General features: G+C 67.7%; 15 protein-coding genes. 7 read left to right on the plus strand and 8 right to left on the minus strand.

Going from position 1 to position 17,407, the window contains the following annotated elements:
• Positions 1–309: 309 nt before the first annotated feature.
• From BLS55_RS07390 to trpA, 7 genes are all read left to right on the plus strand, one after another.
• Positions 310–4,350 (plus strand): response regulator, encoded by a 4,041-nt coding sequence (locus BLS55_RS07390; protein ID WP_092153893.1) that lies wholly within the window; start codon positions 310–312, stop codon positions 4,348–4,350.
• Between the two features lie 308 nt (positions 4,351–4,658).
• Positions 4,659–6,110, plus strand: a complete 1,452-nt coding sequence (locus BLS55_RS07395; protein ID WP_092153895.1) for an anthranilate synthase component I family protein — start codon at positions 4,659–4,661, stop codon at positions 6,108–6,110.
• Positions 6,091–7,689 carry an anthranilate phosphoribosyltransferase gene (trpD, locus tag BLS55_RS07400; RefSeq protein WP_092153897.1) on the plus strand — a complete coding sequence of 533 codons (1,599 nt, stop codon included), beginning with the start codon at positions 6,091–6,093 and terminating at the stop codon, positions 7,687–7,689. Before BLS55_RS07395 ends, trpD begins: the two co-directional genes overlap by 20 nt.
• Positions 7,679–8,509, plus strand: a complete 831-nt coding sequence (locus BLS55_RS07405) for an indole-3-glycerol phosphate synthase TrpC (RefSeq protein ID WP_092153899.1) — start codon at positions 7,679–7,681, stop codon at positions 8,507–8,509. Before trpD ends, BLS55_RS07405 begins: the two co-directional genes overlap by 11 nt.
• On the plus strand, positions 8,500–9,132 hold the full coding sequence (locus BLS55_RS07410) for a phosphoribosylanthranilate isomerase (RefSeq protein WP_092153901.1): 633 nt from the start codon (positions 8,500–8,502) through the stop codon (positions 9,130–9,132). The genes BLS55_RS07405 and BLS55_RS07410 overlap by 10 nt, the downstream gene beginning before the upstream one ends.
• On the plus strand, positions 9,129–10,319 hold the full coding sequence (trpB, locus tag BLS55_RS07415; RefSeq protein WP_092153903.1) for a tryptophan synthase subunit beta: 1,191 nt from the start codon (positions 9,129–9,131) through the stop codon (positions 10,317–10,319). Before BLS55_RS07410 ends, trpB begins: the two co-directional genes overlap by 4 nt.
• Positions 10,316–11,107, plus strand: a complete 792-nt coding sequence (trpA, locus tag BLS55_RS07420; RefSeq protein ID WP_180365422.1) for a tryptophan synthase subunit alpha — start codon at positions 10,316–10,318, stop codon at positions 11,105–11,107. Before trpB ends, trpA begins: the two co-directional genes overlap by 4 nt.
• Positions 11,108–11,382: 275 nt before the next feature.
• Here the strand turns inward: trpA and smpB are convergent, their stop codons facing one another.
• The 8 genes from smpB to rplS form a co-directional block, all read right to left on the minus strand.
• Complete coding sequence (gene smpB / locus BLS55_RS07425) at positions 11,383–11,832, minus strand: SsrA-binding protein SmpB (RefSeq protein WP_092153907.1); 450 nt, start codon at positions 11,830–11,832, stop codon at positions 11,383–11,385.
• Positions 11,829–13,598, minus strand: coding sequence for a phosphoenolpyruvate--protein phosphotransferase (gene ptsP, locus BLS55_RS07430; protein ID WP_092153908.1), 1,770 nt, complete (start codon positions 13,596–13,598; stop codon positions 11,829–11,831). Before ptsP ends, smpB begins: the two co-directional genes overlap by 4 nt.
• A 3-nt stretch (positions 13,599–13,601) precedes the next feature.
• Positions 13,602–13,892 (minus strand): HPr family phosphocarrier protein, encoded by a 291-nt coding sequence (locus BLS55_RS07435; RefSeq protein ID WP_092153910.1) that lies wholly within the window; start codon positions 13,890–13,892, stop codon positions 13,602–13,604.
• A gap of 55 nt (positions 13,893–13,947) precedes the next feature.
• On the minus strand, positions 13,948–14,697 hold the full coding sequence (locus BLS55_RS07440) for a PTS system mannose/fructose/sorbose family transporter subunit IID (RefSeq protein ID WP_092153912.1): 750 nt from the start codon (positions 14,695–14,697) through the stop codon (positions 13,948–13,950).
• A gap of 57 nt (positions 14,698–14,754) precedes the next feature.
• Entirely contained in the window at positions 14,755–15,600 is an 846-nt protein-coding gene (rsmI, locus tag BLS55_RS07445; RefSeq protein ID WP_092153914.1) for a 16S rRNA (cytidine(1402)-2'-O)-methyltransferase, read from the minus strand.
• On the minus strand, positions 15,542–15,931 hold the full coding sequence (locus BLS55_RS07450) for a YraN family protein (protein ID WP_373886023.1): 390 nt from the start codon (positions 15,929–15,931) through the stop codon (positions 15,542–15,544). Before BLS55_RS07450 ends, rsmI begins: the two co-directional genes overlap by 59 nt.
• 71 nt (positions 15,932–16,002) lie before the next feature.
• Positions 16,003–16,656 (minus strand): ribonuclease HII, encoded by a 654-nt coding sequence (locus BLS55_RS07455; RefSeq protein WP_092153917.1) that lies wholly within the window; start codon positions 16,654–16,656, stop codon positions 16,003–16,005.
• A gap of 354 nt (positions 16,657–17,010) precedes the next feature.
• Positions 17,011–17,358, minus strand: coding sequence for a 50S ribosomal protein L19 (gene rplS, locus BLS55_RS07460; protein WP_092153919.1), 348 nt, complete (start codon positions 17,356–17,358; stop codon positions 17,011–17,013).
• Between the last annotated feature and the right edge of the window lie 49 nt (positions 17,359–17,407).

Genomic DNA, 17,407 nt, shown 5'->3' on the forward strand with positions numbered 1-17,407 from the left:
TTAAGCCTGAACCTCCTGAAAATTGCCTTGTGCGCGCCCGCCTGCCGCAGGCCGGGCGCGTCCTGCGCTGCGGGCCTGCAGCCGCGCCGGAACATTGCGCAGCTCCACGGGAATGCCTTTATTTGTTATCGGTCAATGAGATGGACGCATTAGGGGAATATTTTTTTGTATCAATGCGATAAAAAGAAACAGTAACTGCAAAAAAATTGTATAGCAATATTTTGTTGTTTTTTATTGCATAGTTTGCTATGTATTTCATACTAAGAGCTACATAAAGGCTTTTCGCAAAAAAAATCCGGCGGGTAAGCCATGCCCAGAAGCGTCGCATTCCTATGGGGCGGATGGCTCTTGCTGTGTCTGGCCTTTGCGGCGCACGCCGCGCCTGCGCAAGGCAGGGCCGGGCAGCCCCTGACAATAGCCTGCATGACGGGCAACGAGCCACTTTCTTTTGTGGCCAAGACCGGAGAGCCGGCGGGTCTGCTGGTGGATTTCTGGCGGCTGTGGGGCAGGAAGGCGGGGCGCGCCGTGGTCTTCCGCATGGGCCCCTGGGACGCCACCGTGGCGGATCTGCGCACGGGCCGGGCCCAGATCCATTTCGGCATGCACATCACCGGGGAGCGGGCGGCTTGGGCGCACTTCGGCCCGCCCCTGTATCCTGTCCAGGTCGGCCTCCTGCTGGCGGCGGAAGGCGACAATCCCAGAATCAGCGACCCCGCGCAGTTGGGCGCGGCCGCCATCTCCGTGCTCAAGGATTCGGTGCAGGAATCCTACTTGCGCGAACGCTGCCCTGCCTTGCGGCTCCTGCCCGTGCAGACTGTCGACGCCATGATCATGGCCGTGGTCTACGGCCGGGCGCAGGGCCTGGCCGGCAACTTCCCGGCTGTTTACACGGCCATAGACGCCCTGGGGCTCACCACGCGCTTTGTCCCCAAGGCCATCCCTTTGTTCACGCGCAGCCTGCACCCCGCTGTGCTCAAGGAGAATGCGGACCTGCTGCCCCTGCTGGAGGAAGGCTTTGCCCGCATCAGCCGCCAGGAGCTGATGGCCCTGGAAGATCGCTGGATACGCAACCGCGACCAACGCATGTGGGGTAAAATGCGGCGCGAGCTGCGCCTTGGCGCGGAGGAGCAGGCCTGGCTTGCCGCGCATCCCCGCTGGCGGGTGGGCCTGCACGGCCAGTGGCCGCCGCTGGAATTTGTCAGTGGGGGGCAGCTGCGCGGGCTGAGCCTGGATGTGGTGCGGCTGCTGGCCGCCCAGGCAGGCGCAGCAGTGGCGCCGACCCGCCTGGGGGAAAAAAGCCCGGCGGGCGACCCCGCGGCGGAGGCGGACCTGATCCCCTTTATGGACGACGGCCAGGCCGCTGCGCCGCCCTGGCTGTTCACCCGTCCTTTTCTTTCGCTGCCGCTGGCGGCCGTCATGCGCAACAGCGACCGCCTGATCGCCAGTCCGGCGGACCTGGAGGGCAAGATCCTTGCCGTGCACAACCACCACGGCCTGGCGGCCCGCCTGCGTGAGCTGGTTCCCGGCGCAAGGCTGGTTCCCTTGCGCAGCGCGGAAAACGGGTTCCTGGGCCTGCGGCAGGGCGCGTACGATGCGGTGGTGGATCTGGCCATGGCGGCGGATTATGCCCTGCGCAACGGCGCGGTCAATGATCTGCGGCCAGTGCTTCTACCTGGCCTGAACTACGAGGCGCGCCTGGCCGTGCGCGGCGATTGGCCGCAACTGGCGGGCATTCTCGACAAGGCTTTGGACAGTCTGCCCCCGGACGCCGTGGCGGGCCTGGCGGAGCGCTGGACCAACCTGCAGGTGGAGCGGACCACGGACTGGACGTTTGTCTGGCGGCTGACGGCGGCGGGCCTGTTGTTCGGGGGCAGTCTGCTGGGGGTCACCCTGCTGTGGAACCGCCGCCTTGCGCGAGAGTCGCAGGCCCGGCGTCGGGCCCTGGACGCGGCCGAAGCCAATGCCGAGGCCCTGGAGCGGCGCGGGCAGCAACTGCGGGCCATTGTGGACCACCTGCCCAGTCTGGTGATCCTTAAGGACGTGGAAGGCCGCTGCCTGCTGGTGAACAGGAGAGTTGAGGAATTCTGGGGTCGCCCTGCGTCCGAACTGGAAGGCGGGACCAACAGCGGCATGCTGCCACCAGAAAGGGCTGCGGCGGCTGACCTGGTGGACCGGGAGGTTATGGCCTCCGGCCGGATGCGTCAGTTCCAGGCTGTTCTGTACAACAAGGACGGGGAACCGCGAGAAGTGGAGGTGGTCACTGTGCCCCTTCATGACGATGCGGGGCGTCTGTTCGGCCTTGTGTTTACGGGAACGGACGTGACCGAACGGCGGCGGGCGGAGCTGGAGGCGCGCCGGGCCGAGGCGGAAATGGCCCAGATCTTCAACGCTTCCGGCGGCGGCATGCGGGTCATTGATTGCAACCTGCAGGTGCGGGAGGTTAATGCCGCCTACCTGCGGCTCTTCGGCCATGGCCGGAAAACAACGCCGGGCGCGCCCGGCGGCGGCCCCCTGGACGAGGACGGCGGCGTGACCGTGGGCCTGGTGCAGCGCGTGCTGGCCGGGGAAGCCCGCGCCTCCGGCACCGCCCTGCGCCGTACGCTGACCGGCCGCCCCGTGTACTGCGACCTGGTCTTCACCCCCCTTGTTTCGCCCGAAGGCGAGCTCCGGGGCGTTATTGAAGACTGCCGCGATGTGACGGATCTGGTGGAAAGCCGCCAGGTTATGGAGCAGGCCAAACAGGCTGCGGAAGACGCCAACAGGGCCAAGAGCGAATTCCTCGCCAACATGAGCCACGAGATCCGCACGCCCATGAACGCCATCATGGGCCTGACCCATCTGCTCCTGCAGACGGAGCTCACCCCCCGGCAGCACGATTACCTTCGGCATAGTGCCGCTTCCGCCCGCGCACTTCTGCGGATCATCAACGACATTCTGGATTTTTCCAAAATCGAAGCCGGTCGCCTGGAAATGGAGCAGACGGAATTTGCCCTGGAGGAAGTGCTGGAGCAGCTTATGGGGCTGGAAACAGCCAAGAGCGAAGATAAGGGGCTGGATCTGCTGCTGCACCTGAGCCCGGACGTGCCCGATCTGCTGGTGGGGGATCCCCTGCGCCTGGGGCAGGTGCTCATCAATCTGGTGGACAACGCCATCAAGTTCACGGACCGGGGCGAAGTGCTGGTGGCCGTGCAGCGCGAGGCCCTGGAGGGCGATTGCGTCACCCTGCGTTTTTCCGTGCAGGATACGGGCATCGGCATGAGCGAGGCTGAGGCGGCCAGGCTGTTTCAGCCCTTTGCCCAGGCGGACACCTCCACCACCAGGCGGTTCGGCGGCACGGGGCTGGGGCTTTCCATCTGCCGGCGGCTTGCGGACCTCATGGGCGGGAGGCTCTGGGTGGAGAGCGCCGTGGGGGAGGGCAGCACCTTCTTTTTCACGGCCCGGTTCCGGGCTGTGGCAGGCCAGGCGCGGCGTTCGGCCGCGTTGACGCTGGACGTTGCGGATCTGCCGGGCCTGCGGGTGCTGGTGGCGGACGATTCCGCCACCGGGCGGGAAATTTTGTGCCAGGCTCTGGAGGGCATGGGCTTCCAGCCCGGTCAGGCCGCCAGCGGGGGCGAGGCCCTGGACGAGCTGATGCGGGCCGGACGCGCTGGCGAGCCCTACGACCTGGTACTTATGGACTGGAAAATGCCCGGCGTGGACGGCATAGAAGCCGTGCGGCGGATTCGCGCTTGCCCGGATTTGTCCCGCATCCCCACTGTCATCATGGTCTCGGCCTACGGGAGGGAAGAAATCATGCGCCGTGCCAGGGACGAGGGCATCCGGCATTTTCTGATCAAACCCGTGAGCCCCGCTCTCCTGCTGCACACCATCCGGGGCGTGTTCGGCGCGGATGCGGCGGCCCGCGCCCCCGCGGCGCCGGCGGCCTCCTGCCCGCTGCTGCCCGCGGAGCAGCGCGGCCTGCGGGTGCTGCTGGCTGAGGACAATGAGATCAACCAGCTGGTGGCCAAAGAACTGCTGGAAATGGCAGGCCTTACCGTGGACATTGCCGACAACGGCCGCGAAGCCGTGGCGATGGCCCTGCGCAACGACTATGCGGTCGTGTTCATGGACATCCACATGCCTGAGATGGACGGTCTGACTGCCACCAGGGAGCTGCGGGCCACGGAGCGCTGCCGCGATCTGCCCATCATTGCCCTGACGGCCAACGGCATGGCGGGCGACCACGAAAAAAGCCTGGCCGCCGGCATGAACGACCACCTGTCCAAGCCCATTGACCCCGAATGTCTGGCCGAAGCCGTGCGGCGCTGGGTGCGGCCGGAGGCGACCCGCCGCAAAACGGACACGGCATAGGCTTGCTGCGGGCCGGCCTTTCCGTCCTGCGCGGCTTGCGGCGGAAAGGGGATTTTTCGCCGTTTTTTGTTGACAAGGGCGGCCCGCGCGGGTAAGTTACCTGGAAACAAGGAAGCGAGAGGTTCGTATGACCCGTCTTTCCCACACCATTCTTTTCAGCCTTCAGGGCTGGTGGTGGCGCAAACAACTGCGTGGGGGAGACGTGCGGGCCTAAGGTTCCGGTACGTTGGTTTGGCTGTATGTGAGCGCCGTCTCCCCACAAGGAGACGGCGCTTTTTTTTGCGATCTTAACCTGAAGGAAGCCGCAAATGCACAACAAGGGGAACGCGCAGCCGGAAATCAGGCTGCAACAGTCCGCCCGCTGGCTGCCGGCGGATATGGATACGCCCATCAGCCTGTTTATGGGTATGGTGGGGCAGGACAACGGCATTCTGCTGGAAAGCGCCGAGGTGGACGGCCGCTGGGGCCGTTACAGCATTCTGGCCTGCGATGCCGCCCTGTTCGTCGCCTGCCGGGGGGGCAGCCTGGCCCTCACCGTGCTGGACGAAGGCCTGGCGGGGCTCAAAAGGTTTGAAGGCCGCCCCTTTGTGGAGGGCCTGCGCGCCCTCATGGGGGCCATGGAGATTGCGCCGCCGGCCAACGTGCCCGATCTGCCGCCCATCACCCGCGCCCTGTACGGCTACCTGGGCTTCGGCATGGCCGGGCTGTTCAATCCCAAGCTGGCCGCGCTCATGCCGCCGGAAGAGGCCGATTGCCAGCTTATGCTGCCGGCCACGGTGCTGGTCTTTGATCACCTCTACAACCGGCTTTGCCAGGTGAGCCTGGGCGACCACCGCGCCCTTATGGGGGCCAGGCAGCCCCTGGAGCCCGGCGAGGCGGGGCAGGGGGCCCTGCTGGACCCGCAGACCGTCCGCGCCGAACCCGGCGAGGAAGGCTACAAGGATTTTGTGCGGCGCATCAAGGAGATGCTGCGCCAGGGCGAGGCTATCCAGGTGGTGCCTTCGGTGCGTTTTTCCGCGCCTTTTTCGGGCGATCCTTTTGAGCTTTACCGCCGCATGCGGCGCTTCAACGCCTCGCCCTACATGTTTTACATGCGCTTTCCGGAGATCACCCTGCTGGGTTCCTCGCCGGAGGTCATGGTGCGCTGCACGGCGGGGCAGCTGCAGCTTTCGCCCATTGCGGGCACGCGCAAGCGTGGGGCCGACGACCTGGAGGACGCCCGCCTGGCCGCCGAGCTGCGCGACGACCCCAAGGAGCGCGCCGAGCACGTCATGCTGGTGGACCTGGGCCGCAACGACCTGGGCCGGGTGGCCCGCCCCGGCTCCGTGAATCTGGAGCGCTATATGGAGGTGGAGCGCTACTCCCACGTTATGCACCTTACCAGCCGGGTCACGGCGCGGCTGGACGAGGGCAAGGACGCTCTGGACGTGCTGGCGGCCACCTTCCCGGCGGGCACGGTTTCCGGCGCGCCCAAGGTGCGGGCCATGGAAATCATCCGCCAGCTGGAAGGCCGCGCCCGCGGCCCTTATGCGGGCTGCATCGGCTGGCTGGGGCTGGATAAGGGCAGCGTCAATCTGGATACGGGCATCACCATCCGCAGCATGTGGCTGCAGGAAGGCCGGTTGTTCTGGCAGGCGGGCGGCGGCATCGTCCACGACTCCGATCCGGAACTGGAATGGAAGGAAGTGTGCAACAAATCGGCCATCATGCGCCTGGCCCTGCGTGCGGAGGATGAAGACCATGTTTCTGCTCATCGATAATTACGATTCCTTTACCTACAACCTGGTGCAGGCCTTCTACGCCCTGGGGCACAAGCCCGAGGTGCGCCGCAACGACGACCCCGCCCTGCTGGACCTGGCCGCAAGCCCGGACCTCAAGATGGTCTGCATTTCGCCCGGCCCTGGCCGCCCGGAGGATACGGGCCTCTGCCCGGAATTTCTCAACCGCCTTAACCCCCGCGTGCCCGTGCTGGGCGTCTGCCTGGGGCATCAGCTTCTGGGCCTGCACGCCGGAGCGCGGGTGGAGGTGGGCCCCTGCATCATGCACGGCAAGCAGTCGGAAATCGTCCACGACGGCACGGGCCTGTTCACGGGGCTGCCCAACCCCATGCGCGTGGGGCGCTACCACTCCCTGGTGGTGCGCGCCGACGAGGATGCGGCCAACCCCCGCTTTACGGTCACGGCCCGCGCGCCTGAGGGCGAGGTCATGGCCCTGCGTTACAATGACCGCCCCTGGGTGGGCGTGCAGTTCCACCCGGAATCCGTGCTGACCCCTGAGGGCCTGCGGTTGCTGGGCAATTTCCCCCAGGCCATTGTGAGTAAGGATAGGGACGCGGGCGCGGCCGACATGGCCGGCATTCTGGAACGCCTGGCCCGCAAGGAAGATCTTACGGCGGAGATGGCCGCCGCCGGCTTTGCGGCCCTCATGGACGGCAAGATGAGTCCGGCCCAGGCCGGGGCCTTCCTCATGGGCCTGCGCATGAAGGGCGAAAGCCCTCTGGAGCTGGCCCACGCCACCCGCGCCGCCCTGTCCCGCGCCGTGCGGGTGGACGGCATCTCCGGCACTACCATTGACGTGGTGGGCACAGGCGGGGACGGCCGCAACTCCTTCAACTGTTCCACGGCCACTTCGCTGACCCTGGCGGGCATGGGCTATAAGGTCGTCAAACACGGCAACCGGGCCGTGTCCTCCAAGTGCGGCAGCGCCGACGCCCTGGAGGGCGTAGGCATCGCTCTGGACAAAGACCCCGCCTCGGTGGCCGCCATGCTGCGCAAGCGCAACTTTGCCTTCCTTTTCGCGCCCTTCTTTCATCCTTCCTTCGCCAATATTGGCCCCGTGCGCAAGGAAATGGGCGTGCGCACCCTGTTCAACATTCTGGGCCCCATGATCAATCCCGCCCGGCCCAGCCATCTGCTCATGGGCGTGGCCCGGCCGGAGCTGGTGGACCTGGTGGCCGAAACCCTGCTCCAGTCGCCCCTCTACCGCGCGGCCGTGGTTTGCGGTTCTGGCAACTACGACGAGGTGACGCCCATCGGCCCCGCCCAAATGGCCCTGCTGCACGAGGGCACGGTGACTTCCATGACCCTGGACCCGCGGGAGTTCGGCATCGGCCCCTGCACAGTGGAAGACCTGGCCGTGAACAGCAAGGAAGAAGCCGTGGCCGTGCTCAAGGATATTCTGGCCGGACAGGGGCCGCGCCCCATGATGGACATGGTGGTGCTCAATGTGGGCCTGGCCCTGTACCTGCTGGATGAAAAGGCGGACCTGGCCCTGTGCATGGCCCGCGCCCGGGAGGCCGTGGGCGGCGGTGCGGGCAGGAAGGTGCTGGATGCTGCTTGAACGCTTCCGCGCGGCCAAGCGCGAGGAACTGGCGGCTCTGCGGGCGCTGGAGGCGCGGGGAGCTCTGCCCGCGCCCCTGTCCGGACCGCGGCCTTCCTTCACGGCGGCGCTGCGCGCCCCAGGCCGGGGGCCGCTGGCCGTCATTGCCGAGTACAAGCGGGCCTCGCCCTCGCGCGGGGTCATCTGCGAGGCCCTGGAGGTGGAGGACGTGGCCGCCGCCTACCGCGGGGCCGGGGCCGCGGCCCTCTCCATTCTTACGGAGGAGGCCCACTTTCACGGCAGCCTGGGCTACCTGACCCGCGCGGCCGTCCCTGCGCTGTACGCGGGGCCGCGTCCGCCCCTGTTGCGCAAGGACTTTATTTTTGACGCCCTGCAGGTGCGGGCCACGGCGGCCACCCCGGCTTCGGCCCTGCTGCTCATTGTCCGGCTTACGCCGGAGGCGGGTCAGCTGCGCGCGCTGCGGGAGCTGGCCGAAAGCTCTGGGCTGGAGGCAGTGGTGGAGGTTTTTGACGCGGCCGATCTGCGTCTGGCCAGGGAGAGCGGGGCGCGCCTTATCCAGGTCAACGCCCGCGACCTGGAAAAACTTACGGTGGACCGGGAAGCCTGCCTGACCCTGGCCCGCGCCTGTCCGCCCAGGCAGGGAGAGCTCTGGATCGCCGCCAGCGGCCTGAGCCGGCCGGAGCATCTGCGCGCCGCGGCAGACGCGGGTTATGCAGCGGCCCTGGTGGGCGGCGCGCTTATGGAGGGCGGCCGACCCGGCGCGGCCCTGCGGGCGCTGCTTGCGCCGGGTTCGCCAACGGAGGAAGGAGCATGCTCGTAAAATTCTGCGGTCTCACCCGGCAGGAGGATGCGGACCAGGCCGTGCGCCTGGGCGCGCGCATGGGCGGTTTTATTTTTCATCCGCGCAGCCCCAGGGGCGTGCGCCCCGAAACCGCGGCCGCGCTGGACACGGGCCCCCTGTTGCGGGTAGGCGTCTTTGTGGAGCAGGATGCGGAGGAAATCCGCGCGATCATGGCCGCAGCCCGGCTGGACCTGGCCCAGCTGCACGGCGGCCAGAGCGTGGAATGCGCTCAGGCCGTGGGCGCGGAGCGGGTCATCCGGGTGCTCTGGCCGGAGCGTTACAGTCATCGCGCTTTATTGTACACTGCCCTGCGTCGGCACGCGGAGGCCTGCGCCTACTACCTGCTAGACGCGGGCGTCAAGGGCGGCGGCAGCGGGCGGCGGCTGGAATGGCCGGACCTGTGCTGCCTGCGCGCGCCGCACCCCTGGCTGCTGGCCGGCGGGCTTGGCCCCGGCAATGTGCGTGCGGCGCTCAGCATGTGCGCGCCCTGCGGCGTGGACTTCAACTCCGGCGTGGAGGACGCGCCGGGGCGCAAAAATGCGGACAAAATGGCGGCCGCCGTTGCAGCCGCAAACCCGAAAGGCAATGGGAACATGTCATGAAAAACAGTTATTTCGGCGAGTTCGGCGGCTGCTTTGTGCCCGAACTGCTCATGCCGCCGCTGATGGAAGTGGAAGCGGCCATGCGCGACATCTATCCCACCGGGGCGTTTCAGGAAGAGCTGAACGACCTGCTGCACAACTACGCCGGGCGGGCTACGCCCCTGACCCACTGCCCCACGCTTTCCCGCGAGCTGGGTTTTGACCTCTGGCTCAAGCGGGAAGACCTGCTGCACACGGGCGCGCATAAAGTCAACAATACTCTGGGCCAGGCCCTGCTGGCCAAGCACATGGGCAAGACCGCCCTGGTGGCCGAGACGGGCGCGGGCCAGCACGGCGTGGCCACGGCGGCGGCCGCCGCGCGCCTGGGCATGGGCTGCACCGTCTATATGGGCGCGGAGGATGTGGAGCGTCAGGCCCCCAACGTCATCCGCATGAAGCTCCTGGGCGCGGACGTCCACCCCGTGGAAAGCGGCACCCGCACCCTCAAGGACGCCATCAACGAGGCCCTGCGCGCCTGGATTGCCTGCCAGAAGACCACGCACTACTGTTTCGGCACGGCCGCCGGGCCGCACCCCTTCCCCACCCTGGTCCGTATGCTGCAAAGCGTTATCGGCAAGGAAACCCGCGCCCAGATGCTGGAAAAAACCGGCCGCCTGCCCGATGCCGTGGTGGCCTGCGTGGGCGGCGGCTCCAACGCCATCGGCATGTTCCATCCCTTCCTGGAAGACCACACGGTGCGCATCATCGGCGTGGAGGCGGCGGGCGAGGGCATGCCCGGCTGCTTCAACTCCGCGCCGCTCAACCTGGGGTCGCCTGGGGTGCTGCACGGGGCCTACAGCATGCTGCTCCAGAACAGCGACGGCCAGGTGGAACCTTCCCATTCCATTTCCGCCGGGCTCGATTACCCTGGCGTGGGGCCGGAGCATTCCTGGCTGCAAAAGACCGGTCGCGCGCACTACGCCATGGTCAAGGACACCAACGCCCTGGAGGCCTTTCAGCGCCTGTGCCGCGCGGAAGGCATTCTGCCCGCGCTGGAGTCCTCTCACGCGCTGGCCTGGGTGCTGCAGCATCCCCACGCCTTTAAGGCCGGGGATCAGGTGGTGGTCAATCTTTCCGGCCGGGGCGACAAAGACCTCGGCATCGTCACCAAGGCTCTGGGGCGGGACGCTGCCGCCAGCGAGGTATAGCCATGCATCTGCTTGAACAAAAGATCCGCGCCGCCAACGCCGAGGGCCGTCCGGCCCTGATCCCCTTCCTTACCGCCGGATTTCCGGACCGCAGCGCCTTCTGGCCCGCGCTTATGGAGCTGGACGAAAACGGTGCGGACGTCATTGAAATCGGCGTGCCCTTTTCCGACCCTGTGGCCGACGGCCCCGTGGTGGAGGCCGCTTCCCGCCGCGCCCTCAGCGACGGCGTGAGCCTGCGCGGCATTCTTACCGCCCTGCGCGAGCGCAAGGGGCTGATCAAGGCCGGGGTGGTGCTCATGGGCTACGTCAACCCTTTCTTGCAGTACGGCTACGAAAATCTGGCCCGCGACGCGGCCCGCGGCGGCGTGCACGGCTTTATTGTGCCTGACCTGCCCCATGAGGAATCCGGCGCCCTGCACGCTGCCCTCAAAAAGGAAGGCATTGCCCTCATCCCCCTGGTGGGGCCCAATACCAGCGAGGAGCGCATGGCCCTTTACGCCGCAGAGGGCGAGGGCTACGCCTATGTGGTTTCGGTCATGGGCATCACCGGCGAACGCAGGGATCTGGCCCCGCAGGTCTCCGAGACCCTGCGCCGCGCCCGCTCCGCCTTTGGTCTGCCCCTGGCCCTGGGCTTCGGCCTGCGCGAACCAGGCCAGCTCAAGGAACTGCCCGCGGACGCGCAGCCCGACGCCGTGGTCTTCGGCAGCGCCCTGCTCAAGCACCTGGATGCAGGCCACAGCGCCGCTTCCTTCCTGGCCCGCTGGACTGGCCGCAAGGTGGAAGAATAGAGGAGTTCTTTCCTGGAATGCTCTGTCGGCTGCGCAAGCAGCCGCCCGCCGCAAAGGGGCAAGTGCAGCTTTGCCGCGGGTGAAGCGTTGGAGTGCGCGCCTTGCTTGCCCTTGAGGCCGTATGGTCTCAAGGGCAAGCTGCTTTGGGAGGGAACGTTCGCTTCGTTGTGGGGGAGGGGCCTGACGCAACCGCAACGCACAGCGAGTGCGGCGGAAGGCTGCCGCATGCGGGGCTGCGATTGCGGCGGCGCGGGCCGCCTTGCCGCCGCGGGCCTTCAGGCCAGGTCGCGGGCCATATCGCGTTCCGCCGCGCGGCGTTTGAGGGTCTCGCGGTGGTCGTGGAGCTTTTTGCCCCGGCCCAGGGCGATTTCCACCTTGACCTTGCCGCGGCTCATATAGAGGCGCACGGGCACCACGGTGAGGCCCTTTTGGGCCACCAGGCCGGCAAATTTGGCGATTTCGCGCTTGTGGAGCAACAGTTTGCGGTCCCGGTCCGGCTCCTGCGGGACATAGCCCGCGTTGCTGTAGGGGGCGATGTGCAGCGAGACGAGCCAGGCCTCGCCCCGGCGAAACTCCACATAGCTGTCTACAAAGTTGACCTTGCCCGCGCGGATGCTTTTTACTTCCGGGCCGGTAAGCGCCAGGCCCGCCTCGGTGAATTCCGAAAGTTCATAGAGGTGCCTGGCTTTTTTGTTCTGGGCGAGGGCGCTGTTTTTCTGGCTCATGGCTGACTGTGGGTGAACAGGCTGGTGGTGTGGAAGGCCAGCTCGTGCCCCAGGGATTGTTGCAGGGTTTCGCGCACCATGCGTTTGGAGGCGGCCACGTCCGTGCTCAGGAGCACGCTGTGGGCCAGGTCCATGCAGTCGGCGGCGTTGAAGTGGCGGATAAGGTGCTTCATGCCCGGCACAAAGCGCGGCGCGGCCGAAACCGTGTCCACGCCCATGCCCAGCAGCAGGGCCAGACCAAAGGGATCCGAAGCCAGCTCCCCGCAGACGGAAACGCCGATGCCCTCGCGGTGGGCCGCGTCGATGACGCGCTTGAGCGAGCGCACCACGGCCGGGTGCAGGGGCTCGTTCAGGTAAGCCACATGCCGGTTGTTGCGGTCTATGCCCATGATGTAGTGGATGAGGTCATTGGTGCCGATGCTGAAAAAGTCGCATTCGCGGGCCAGGGCGTCGCAGATCATGGCGGCGGCCGGGGTTTCGATCATGATGCCCAGGGGCAGGGCCGCCGCGTGGGGCAGGTTCTGGGCGCTGAGGTCCTGGTGCAGCTCCTGCATAATGCGGCGCACCTGCTGCACCTCGTCCATGGCGGCCACCATGGGCAGCATGATGGCCACGTTGCCGTTGGCCCCCGCGCGCATAAGCGCCCGCAACTGGGTGCGGAAGATGCCCTGGTGGCGCAGGCAGAAGCGGATGCCGCGCAGGCCCAGGGCCGGGTTGGGCTCCTTGAGCACGGCCTGGGCGTGGAGCATTTTATCTGCGCCCACGTCCAGGGTGCGGAAGACCACTTTTTGCGGGGCCAGCCTGCGGGCTACGTCGGCGTATTCCTGCAGCAGGTCTTCCTCCGTGGGCAGGCGGTCGGTAAAATAAGCAAATTCTGTGCGGTACAGGCCCACGCCGTCGGCGCCGCATTCCTGCGCGGCGGCGAGCTCCGAGGGGTTTTCCAGGTTGGCCTGCACGCCCACGCGCACGCCGTCGCACATCTCGGCGGGCCAGTGTGCGGCCTTGAGGGTGCGGGTTTCCCAAGCTGTGTAGGCATCCCGGCGGCTGGCGTAGCGGGCCAGGTCCGCCTCGTCGGGGCCCAGCAGCACGCAGCCGCCCAGGCCGTCCACGATGATGGGTTCCCGTTCCCGGGCAATGTCCACCAGCCCGGTAACGCCGGCCAGGCCCGGAATGTGCAGCCCGCGCGAGAGGATGGCCGTGTGGGAGGTGGGGCCGCCCTCTGTGGTGACAATGCCCAGCACCTTATCCAGATCCAGCTCCATGACGTCCGCCGGGGAGAGATCCTCGGCCGCCAGCACGCCGGGTTCGCTGCCCGCGTCCTGGGCCGGATCGGCGGAGAGCCTGTCGCGCAGGCGCAGCCCCACGGCGCGGATGTCCTGGGCGCGGTCGCGCAGGTAGGGGTCGTCCATGCCGCGGAACAGGGTGCAGAGCTCGTCCACCGTGAGCTTGAGCGCCCAGGCGGCGCAGACCTGCTTGCGCGCAATGCGCGCCAGGGCGGCGTTGAGCAGCTTGGGGTCGCGGACGATTTCCATCTGGGCGGCGATGACGTCGCGGTATTCCGCCAGGTCTTCGGGCACGTTTTCCATGGTGGCCTGCAGGGCGGCGCGCACGTCGGCGGCGGCGGCGCGCAGAACGTCCTGCTCGGCGGCGACCTGCTCCGCGCGGATGCGGCGTTCCTCATCCTGGCGCATGCGGTGCATAAAGCGCACCGTGCCAATGGCAATGCCGGGGGAAACGGGCGTACCAAAAAGAAGAGCGCGTGCCATGGTTCAGTCCTGAAGGGTGCTCAAAAAGCGGGCCAGCCCGCAAAGGGCTTCGCGGGCGTCCTGGCCCTGGGCCAGCAGGGTGAGCTCCGCATTGGCGGGCGGGGCCAGGGAAAGGATGTCCAGCATGCTTTTGGCGTCCACCTCGCCCGTATCGCTGATAAGCTGGATGGAAGCGGCATAGCGTTGCGCCTCTTGCGCCAGACGGGCCGCCGGGCGGGCGTGCAGGCCGTTGCGCAGGTTCAGGCACACCCGCAGGGCCAGCCCGCGCGGGGTTTGTTCGATGGCGTCTTCCATGGTGCTCCCTTTCCGCTGTCCGGCCCGCGGCCATGAGGCGGACAACGGCTTCATACTACATGCCAATCAGGCCTACGTCCATGAGAATCAGCACGCCCAGGGTGAGCGCCCAGAGCAGCAGGCGCGGCAGCCTGAGCCGCGCCACCAGCCAGGCGGCCGTAAGTACGGCCAGCGCGCCCAGCACATAGCCTGTCCAGGGGAAGGCGCGGGCGTCGCCCGGCAGAAGCCGCCAGATGACCAGGGCCGTCAGCACGGCGTTAACCATTTTGAGCCGGTCCACCCAGTTGATGAGGTTGAGCCGCCTAAGCCCCGCCAGCACGGCCATGCCGTAGCGCAGCCCGGCCGCGAAGCTGGCCGCGCGGAACAGCAGCAGCGCCAGAAACAGCGCCAGGGTGAACCCGGCCATAAGCCCCGTATGCCCCGCCAGCAGCAGGGCCACGCTCAAAAGTGCCCAGAGGGGCAGCAGCGTGCCGCTGAAAAAAGCGTCCCCCAGGGCGGAAAGGGACGTGGCCAGGGTTTCGCGCACCAGGCCCAGGTTGGCCGGGGGCAGCGCGCCCTGGGCCGCGCCTTCTTCCAGCGAGAGCAGAATGCCCACAAACAACGGCGCCATAAAAGGGTGGGTATTGCTGTGTCCGGCGTACCGGGCCAGGGCGCGCCGCAGATCCGCGGGCGCGGGATAGAGCCAGCGCAGGGCCGGTTCCAGCGCAAAGGCAAGCCCCACCTGCTGCATGCTTCGGGCCGTGTTGGCCGCATTGATGCAGCTGGTGCGCGCAAGACAGTTGAGGGCAATGCGTGTGGGGTACACCGGCGCTCCGTTCCGTGGGCGGGTAGGCGTTGGCGGTTGCGGCTTCCGCAGGGGCGGCTAGGCTTTCCCGGCGGGGCCGTGGGGCAGCAGGGCGTACAGTTCCTTGCCGTTCCAGCCGCGCACGGCTTCCTGTACCGTGCGGCAGGCAGCGCGCGGCTTGTCCCCCTGGGCCAGGGCGTCCGCCAGGCGTTGGCGCACCTCCGCCTCCGGGGTGCGGGCCGCGCTCTCCGGCGGCCCCACCACCACGGTGATTTCGCCCAGCAGGCCGTCGGGCAGGGCCGCAGCGTTTTCCAGCCGCAAAAGTATAAATTCCTCGTGTTCTTTGGTCAATTCACGGCAGACGGCCACCTGGCGCGGCCCCAGGATGGGCGCGGCCAGAAGCAGGCTTTCTTTGAGCCTGTCCTTGCGCTCAAAAAAAACCAGGGATCCGGGCGTCTGGGCGAACGCGCCGAACAGTGCGCGGCGGCCTGCCGCGTCGCGGGGCAGAAAGCCCAGAAAGCTGTAGGGCAGGGGCGGCAGCCCGGCGGCGGAAAGGGCCGCCGTGGGGGCCGAGGGGCCGGGCAGCGGGGACACGGCAAGGCCCGCTTCGCGGCAGGCGCGCACCAGCCGGTAGCCGGGGTCGGCCAGCAGGGGCGTGCCCGCGTCCGAAATAAGAGCCACGCTTTTTCCTTCGCGCAGCAGGCGCAGCACCGCGTCTTTGCGCTGCTCCTCATTGTGGTCAAAAAAACTCAGCGTGCGGCGTGCGGGAAGCCCGCACTGGCGGAACAGCGCTGCGGCGCGGCGGGTATCCTCGGCCAGCACCAGGTCGGCTTCGGCCAGCACGGCCCGCGCCCTGGGGGAAAGGTCACCAGGATTGCCGAGCGGCGTGGCCACGATCCAGAGACGAGGGGCAGACAAAGGCATGGATATAGTGCTCCAGGTAAAGATCCGTGCCCTGCCGCAGGGCGCAGACCAGGTCAAACCGGCAGGGCTGCTCCCAGGCCGCGTGGGCCGTGAGCCAGGCTGCGGCGGCGCGGCAGAGGGTGCGCTGCTTGGTCGGGGTAAGGGCGGCCGCGGGGCCGCCGTGCTCCGCATGGGCGCGGGTTTTTACCTCCACGAAGACCAGGGTTGCGCCGTCGCGGCAGACCAGGTCCAGCTCCAGCCTGCCCTGCCGCCAGTTGCGGTCCAGAACGGCGTAGCCCTTGCGGGCCAGCAGGGCGGCCGCCGCGTCTTCGCCTTCACGCCCCAGGCGCAGGTGCGCGGCTGCGGGGGCCTTTGCGGCAGGCTGCGTTTGGCGGCGCAGCCAGGGGAAAAGCCCGCCGGCGCTCACGGCAGCAGGCTCCCCTGCGCGGGCCCGGCCGCCGGCGGCCGCACCCCGGCAAAGGTCATCCGGTGCAGGGGGCAGGGCCCCAGGCGGCGCAAAGCCGCCAGATGCTCCCTGGTGCCGTAGCCTTTGTGCGCGGCAAAGCCGTAGCCCGGCCAGCGGCGGTCCAGGCGCGTCATGAGGGCGTCGCGGTACGTTTTTGCCAGAATGGATGCGGCGGAAATGGCCGGCACGCGGGCATCCCCGCGCACCAGCGCCTGCTGGAGCGGCAGAGGGGCGGGCTGCGCCGCATCCCGTTGCGCCCTGGCCCAATGGGCGGCCAGCAGGGCCGGGGGCAAGGTCTGGTTGCCGTCAATGCAGAGCAGCTCAGGGCAGAGCGGTTCCGGACCACGGCGCAGACAGCGCACGGCCCGGCACATGGCCTCAAAGGTAGCCTGCAGAATATTGATCTGATCGATGCGGGCGGGCCAGACCACGCCCAGCCCCCAGGCCGCGGCGCACTGACGGATGCGCGGGGCGAGGCGTTCCCGCGTGCGGGCGCTGCAGGCTTTGGAATCCGTAAGGCCCGGCAGATCGAAAACCGGGGGCAGGATGACCGCCGCAGCCACCACCGGCCCGGCCAGGCAGCCGCGTCCGGCCTCGTCTATCCCGGCCATAAGCCTGCCGTCCGGCAGGGGGGCTTCCGTTGCCGCTGCAGCCGCAGGACTGTCGGCGGCAACGGCCAGCAGAGAGAGAAACCGGGGACCGCCTGGAGCGGCGGCGGGCCTGGGCCCGTGAGCGGAACGCGGCATACTTTCCCCCTGGGGTAACGGCCTGGCGCGAAAAGGGACGCAACAAGCCCAGGCCGTGCGCCTTCTCTCGCGCCGTAAGGGCAGCGCTTTGGCGCGAGAGAAGGCCTTCAGGCCCTCAGGCCGCAGACGCGACAACGCGCCCGGCACACGGAAAACCGCAGCCGAGGCGCGCTGAAAAAGGAGAAGGACGCCGCCCGTCGAGGGTGCGGCGTCGCGGCATCAGAAGCGGCCGCGGGGCTTGATGCGGGCGGCCTTGCCCTTGAGCGCGCGCAGGTAGTAGAGACGGCTGCGGCGCACCCGGCCCTGGGCGATGAGCTCCACATGGTCGATGAAGGGCGAATTCATGGGGAAGATGCGCTCCACGCCCACGCCGTCGGAAACCTTGCGCACCGTGAAGGTGGCGCTAGTCGTGCCGCGTTTGATGCGGATGACGTTGCCCTGGAAGACCTGGATGCGTTCTTTTTCGCCTTCCACAATGCGCAGATGCACCTTCACCGTATCGCCGGAGCGAAAGGCGGGCATGTCCATGCGCATGTTTTCCTGTTCAATCTTTTTCATGATGTCCATGCTGATAACTCCTTGCGAATCCGGCGGGCGTCCGTGGGCGGGGCCTGCG

The sequence above is a fragment of the Desulfovibrio legallii genome, assembly GCF_900102485.1.
Lineage (GTDB): Bacteria > Desulfobacterota > Desulfovibrionia > Desulfovibrionales > Desulfovibrionaceae > Desulfovibrio > Desulfovibrio legallii_A.

Bases quoted from the DNA above. Each gene is read 5' to 3' on its own strand.
- BLS55_RS07390 (WP_092153893.1), top strand. From the start codon at position 310: ATGCCCAGAAGCGTCGCATTCCTATGGGGCGGATGGCTCTTGCTGTGT.
- BLS55_RS07395 (WP_092153895.1), top strand. From the start codon at position 4,659: ATGCACAACAAGGGGAACGCGCAGCCGGAAATCAGGCTGCAACAGTCC.
- trpD (WP_092153897.1), top strand. From the start codon at position 6,091: ATGTTTCTGCTCATCGATAATTACGATTCCTTTACCTACAACCTGGTG.
- BLS55_RS07405 (WP_092153899.1), top strand. From the start codon at position 7,679: ATGCTGCTTGAACGCTTCCGCGCGGCCAAGCGCGAGGAACTGGCGGCT.
- BLS55_RS07410 (WP_092153901.1), top strand. From the start codon at position 8,500: ATGCTCGTAAAATTCTGCGGTCTCACCCGGCAGGAGGATGCGGACCAG.
- trpB (WP_092153903.1), top strand. From the start codon at position 9,129: ATGAAAAACAGTTATTTCGGCGAGTTCGGCGGCTGCTTTGTGCCCGAA.
- smpB (WP_092153907.1), bottom strand. From the start codon at position 11,832: ATGAGCCAGAAAAACAGCGCCCTCGCCCAGAACAAAAAAGCCAGGCAC.
- ptsP (WP_092153908.1), bottom strand. From the start codon at position 13,598: ATGGCACGCGCTCTTCTTTTTGGTACGCCCGTTTCCCCCGGCATTGCC.
- BLS55_RS07435 (WP_092153910.1), bottom strand. From the start codon at position 13,892: ATGGAAGACGCCATCGAACAAACCCCGCGCGGGCTGGCCCTGCGGGTG.
- rsmI (WP_092153914.1), bottom strand. From the start codon at position 15,600: ATGCCTTTGTCTGCCCCTCGTCTCTGGATCGTGGCCACGCCGCTCGGC.
- BLS55_RS07455 (WP_092153917.1), bottom strand. From the start codon at position 16,656: ATGGCCGGGATAGACGAGGCCGGACGCGGCTGCCTGGCCGGGCCGGTG.
- rplS (WP_092153919.1), bottom strand. From the start codon at position 17,358: ATGGACATCATGAAAAAGATTGAACAGGAAAACATGCGCATGGACATG.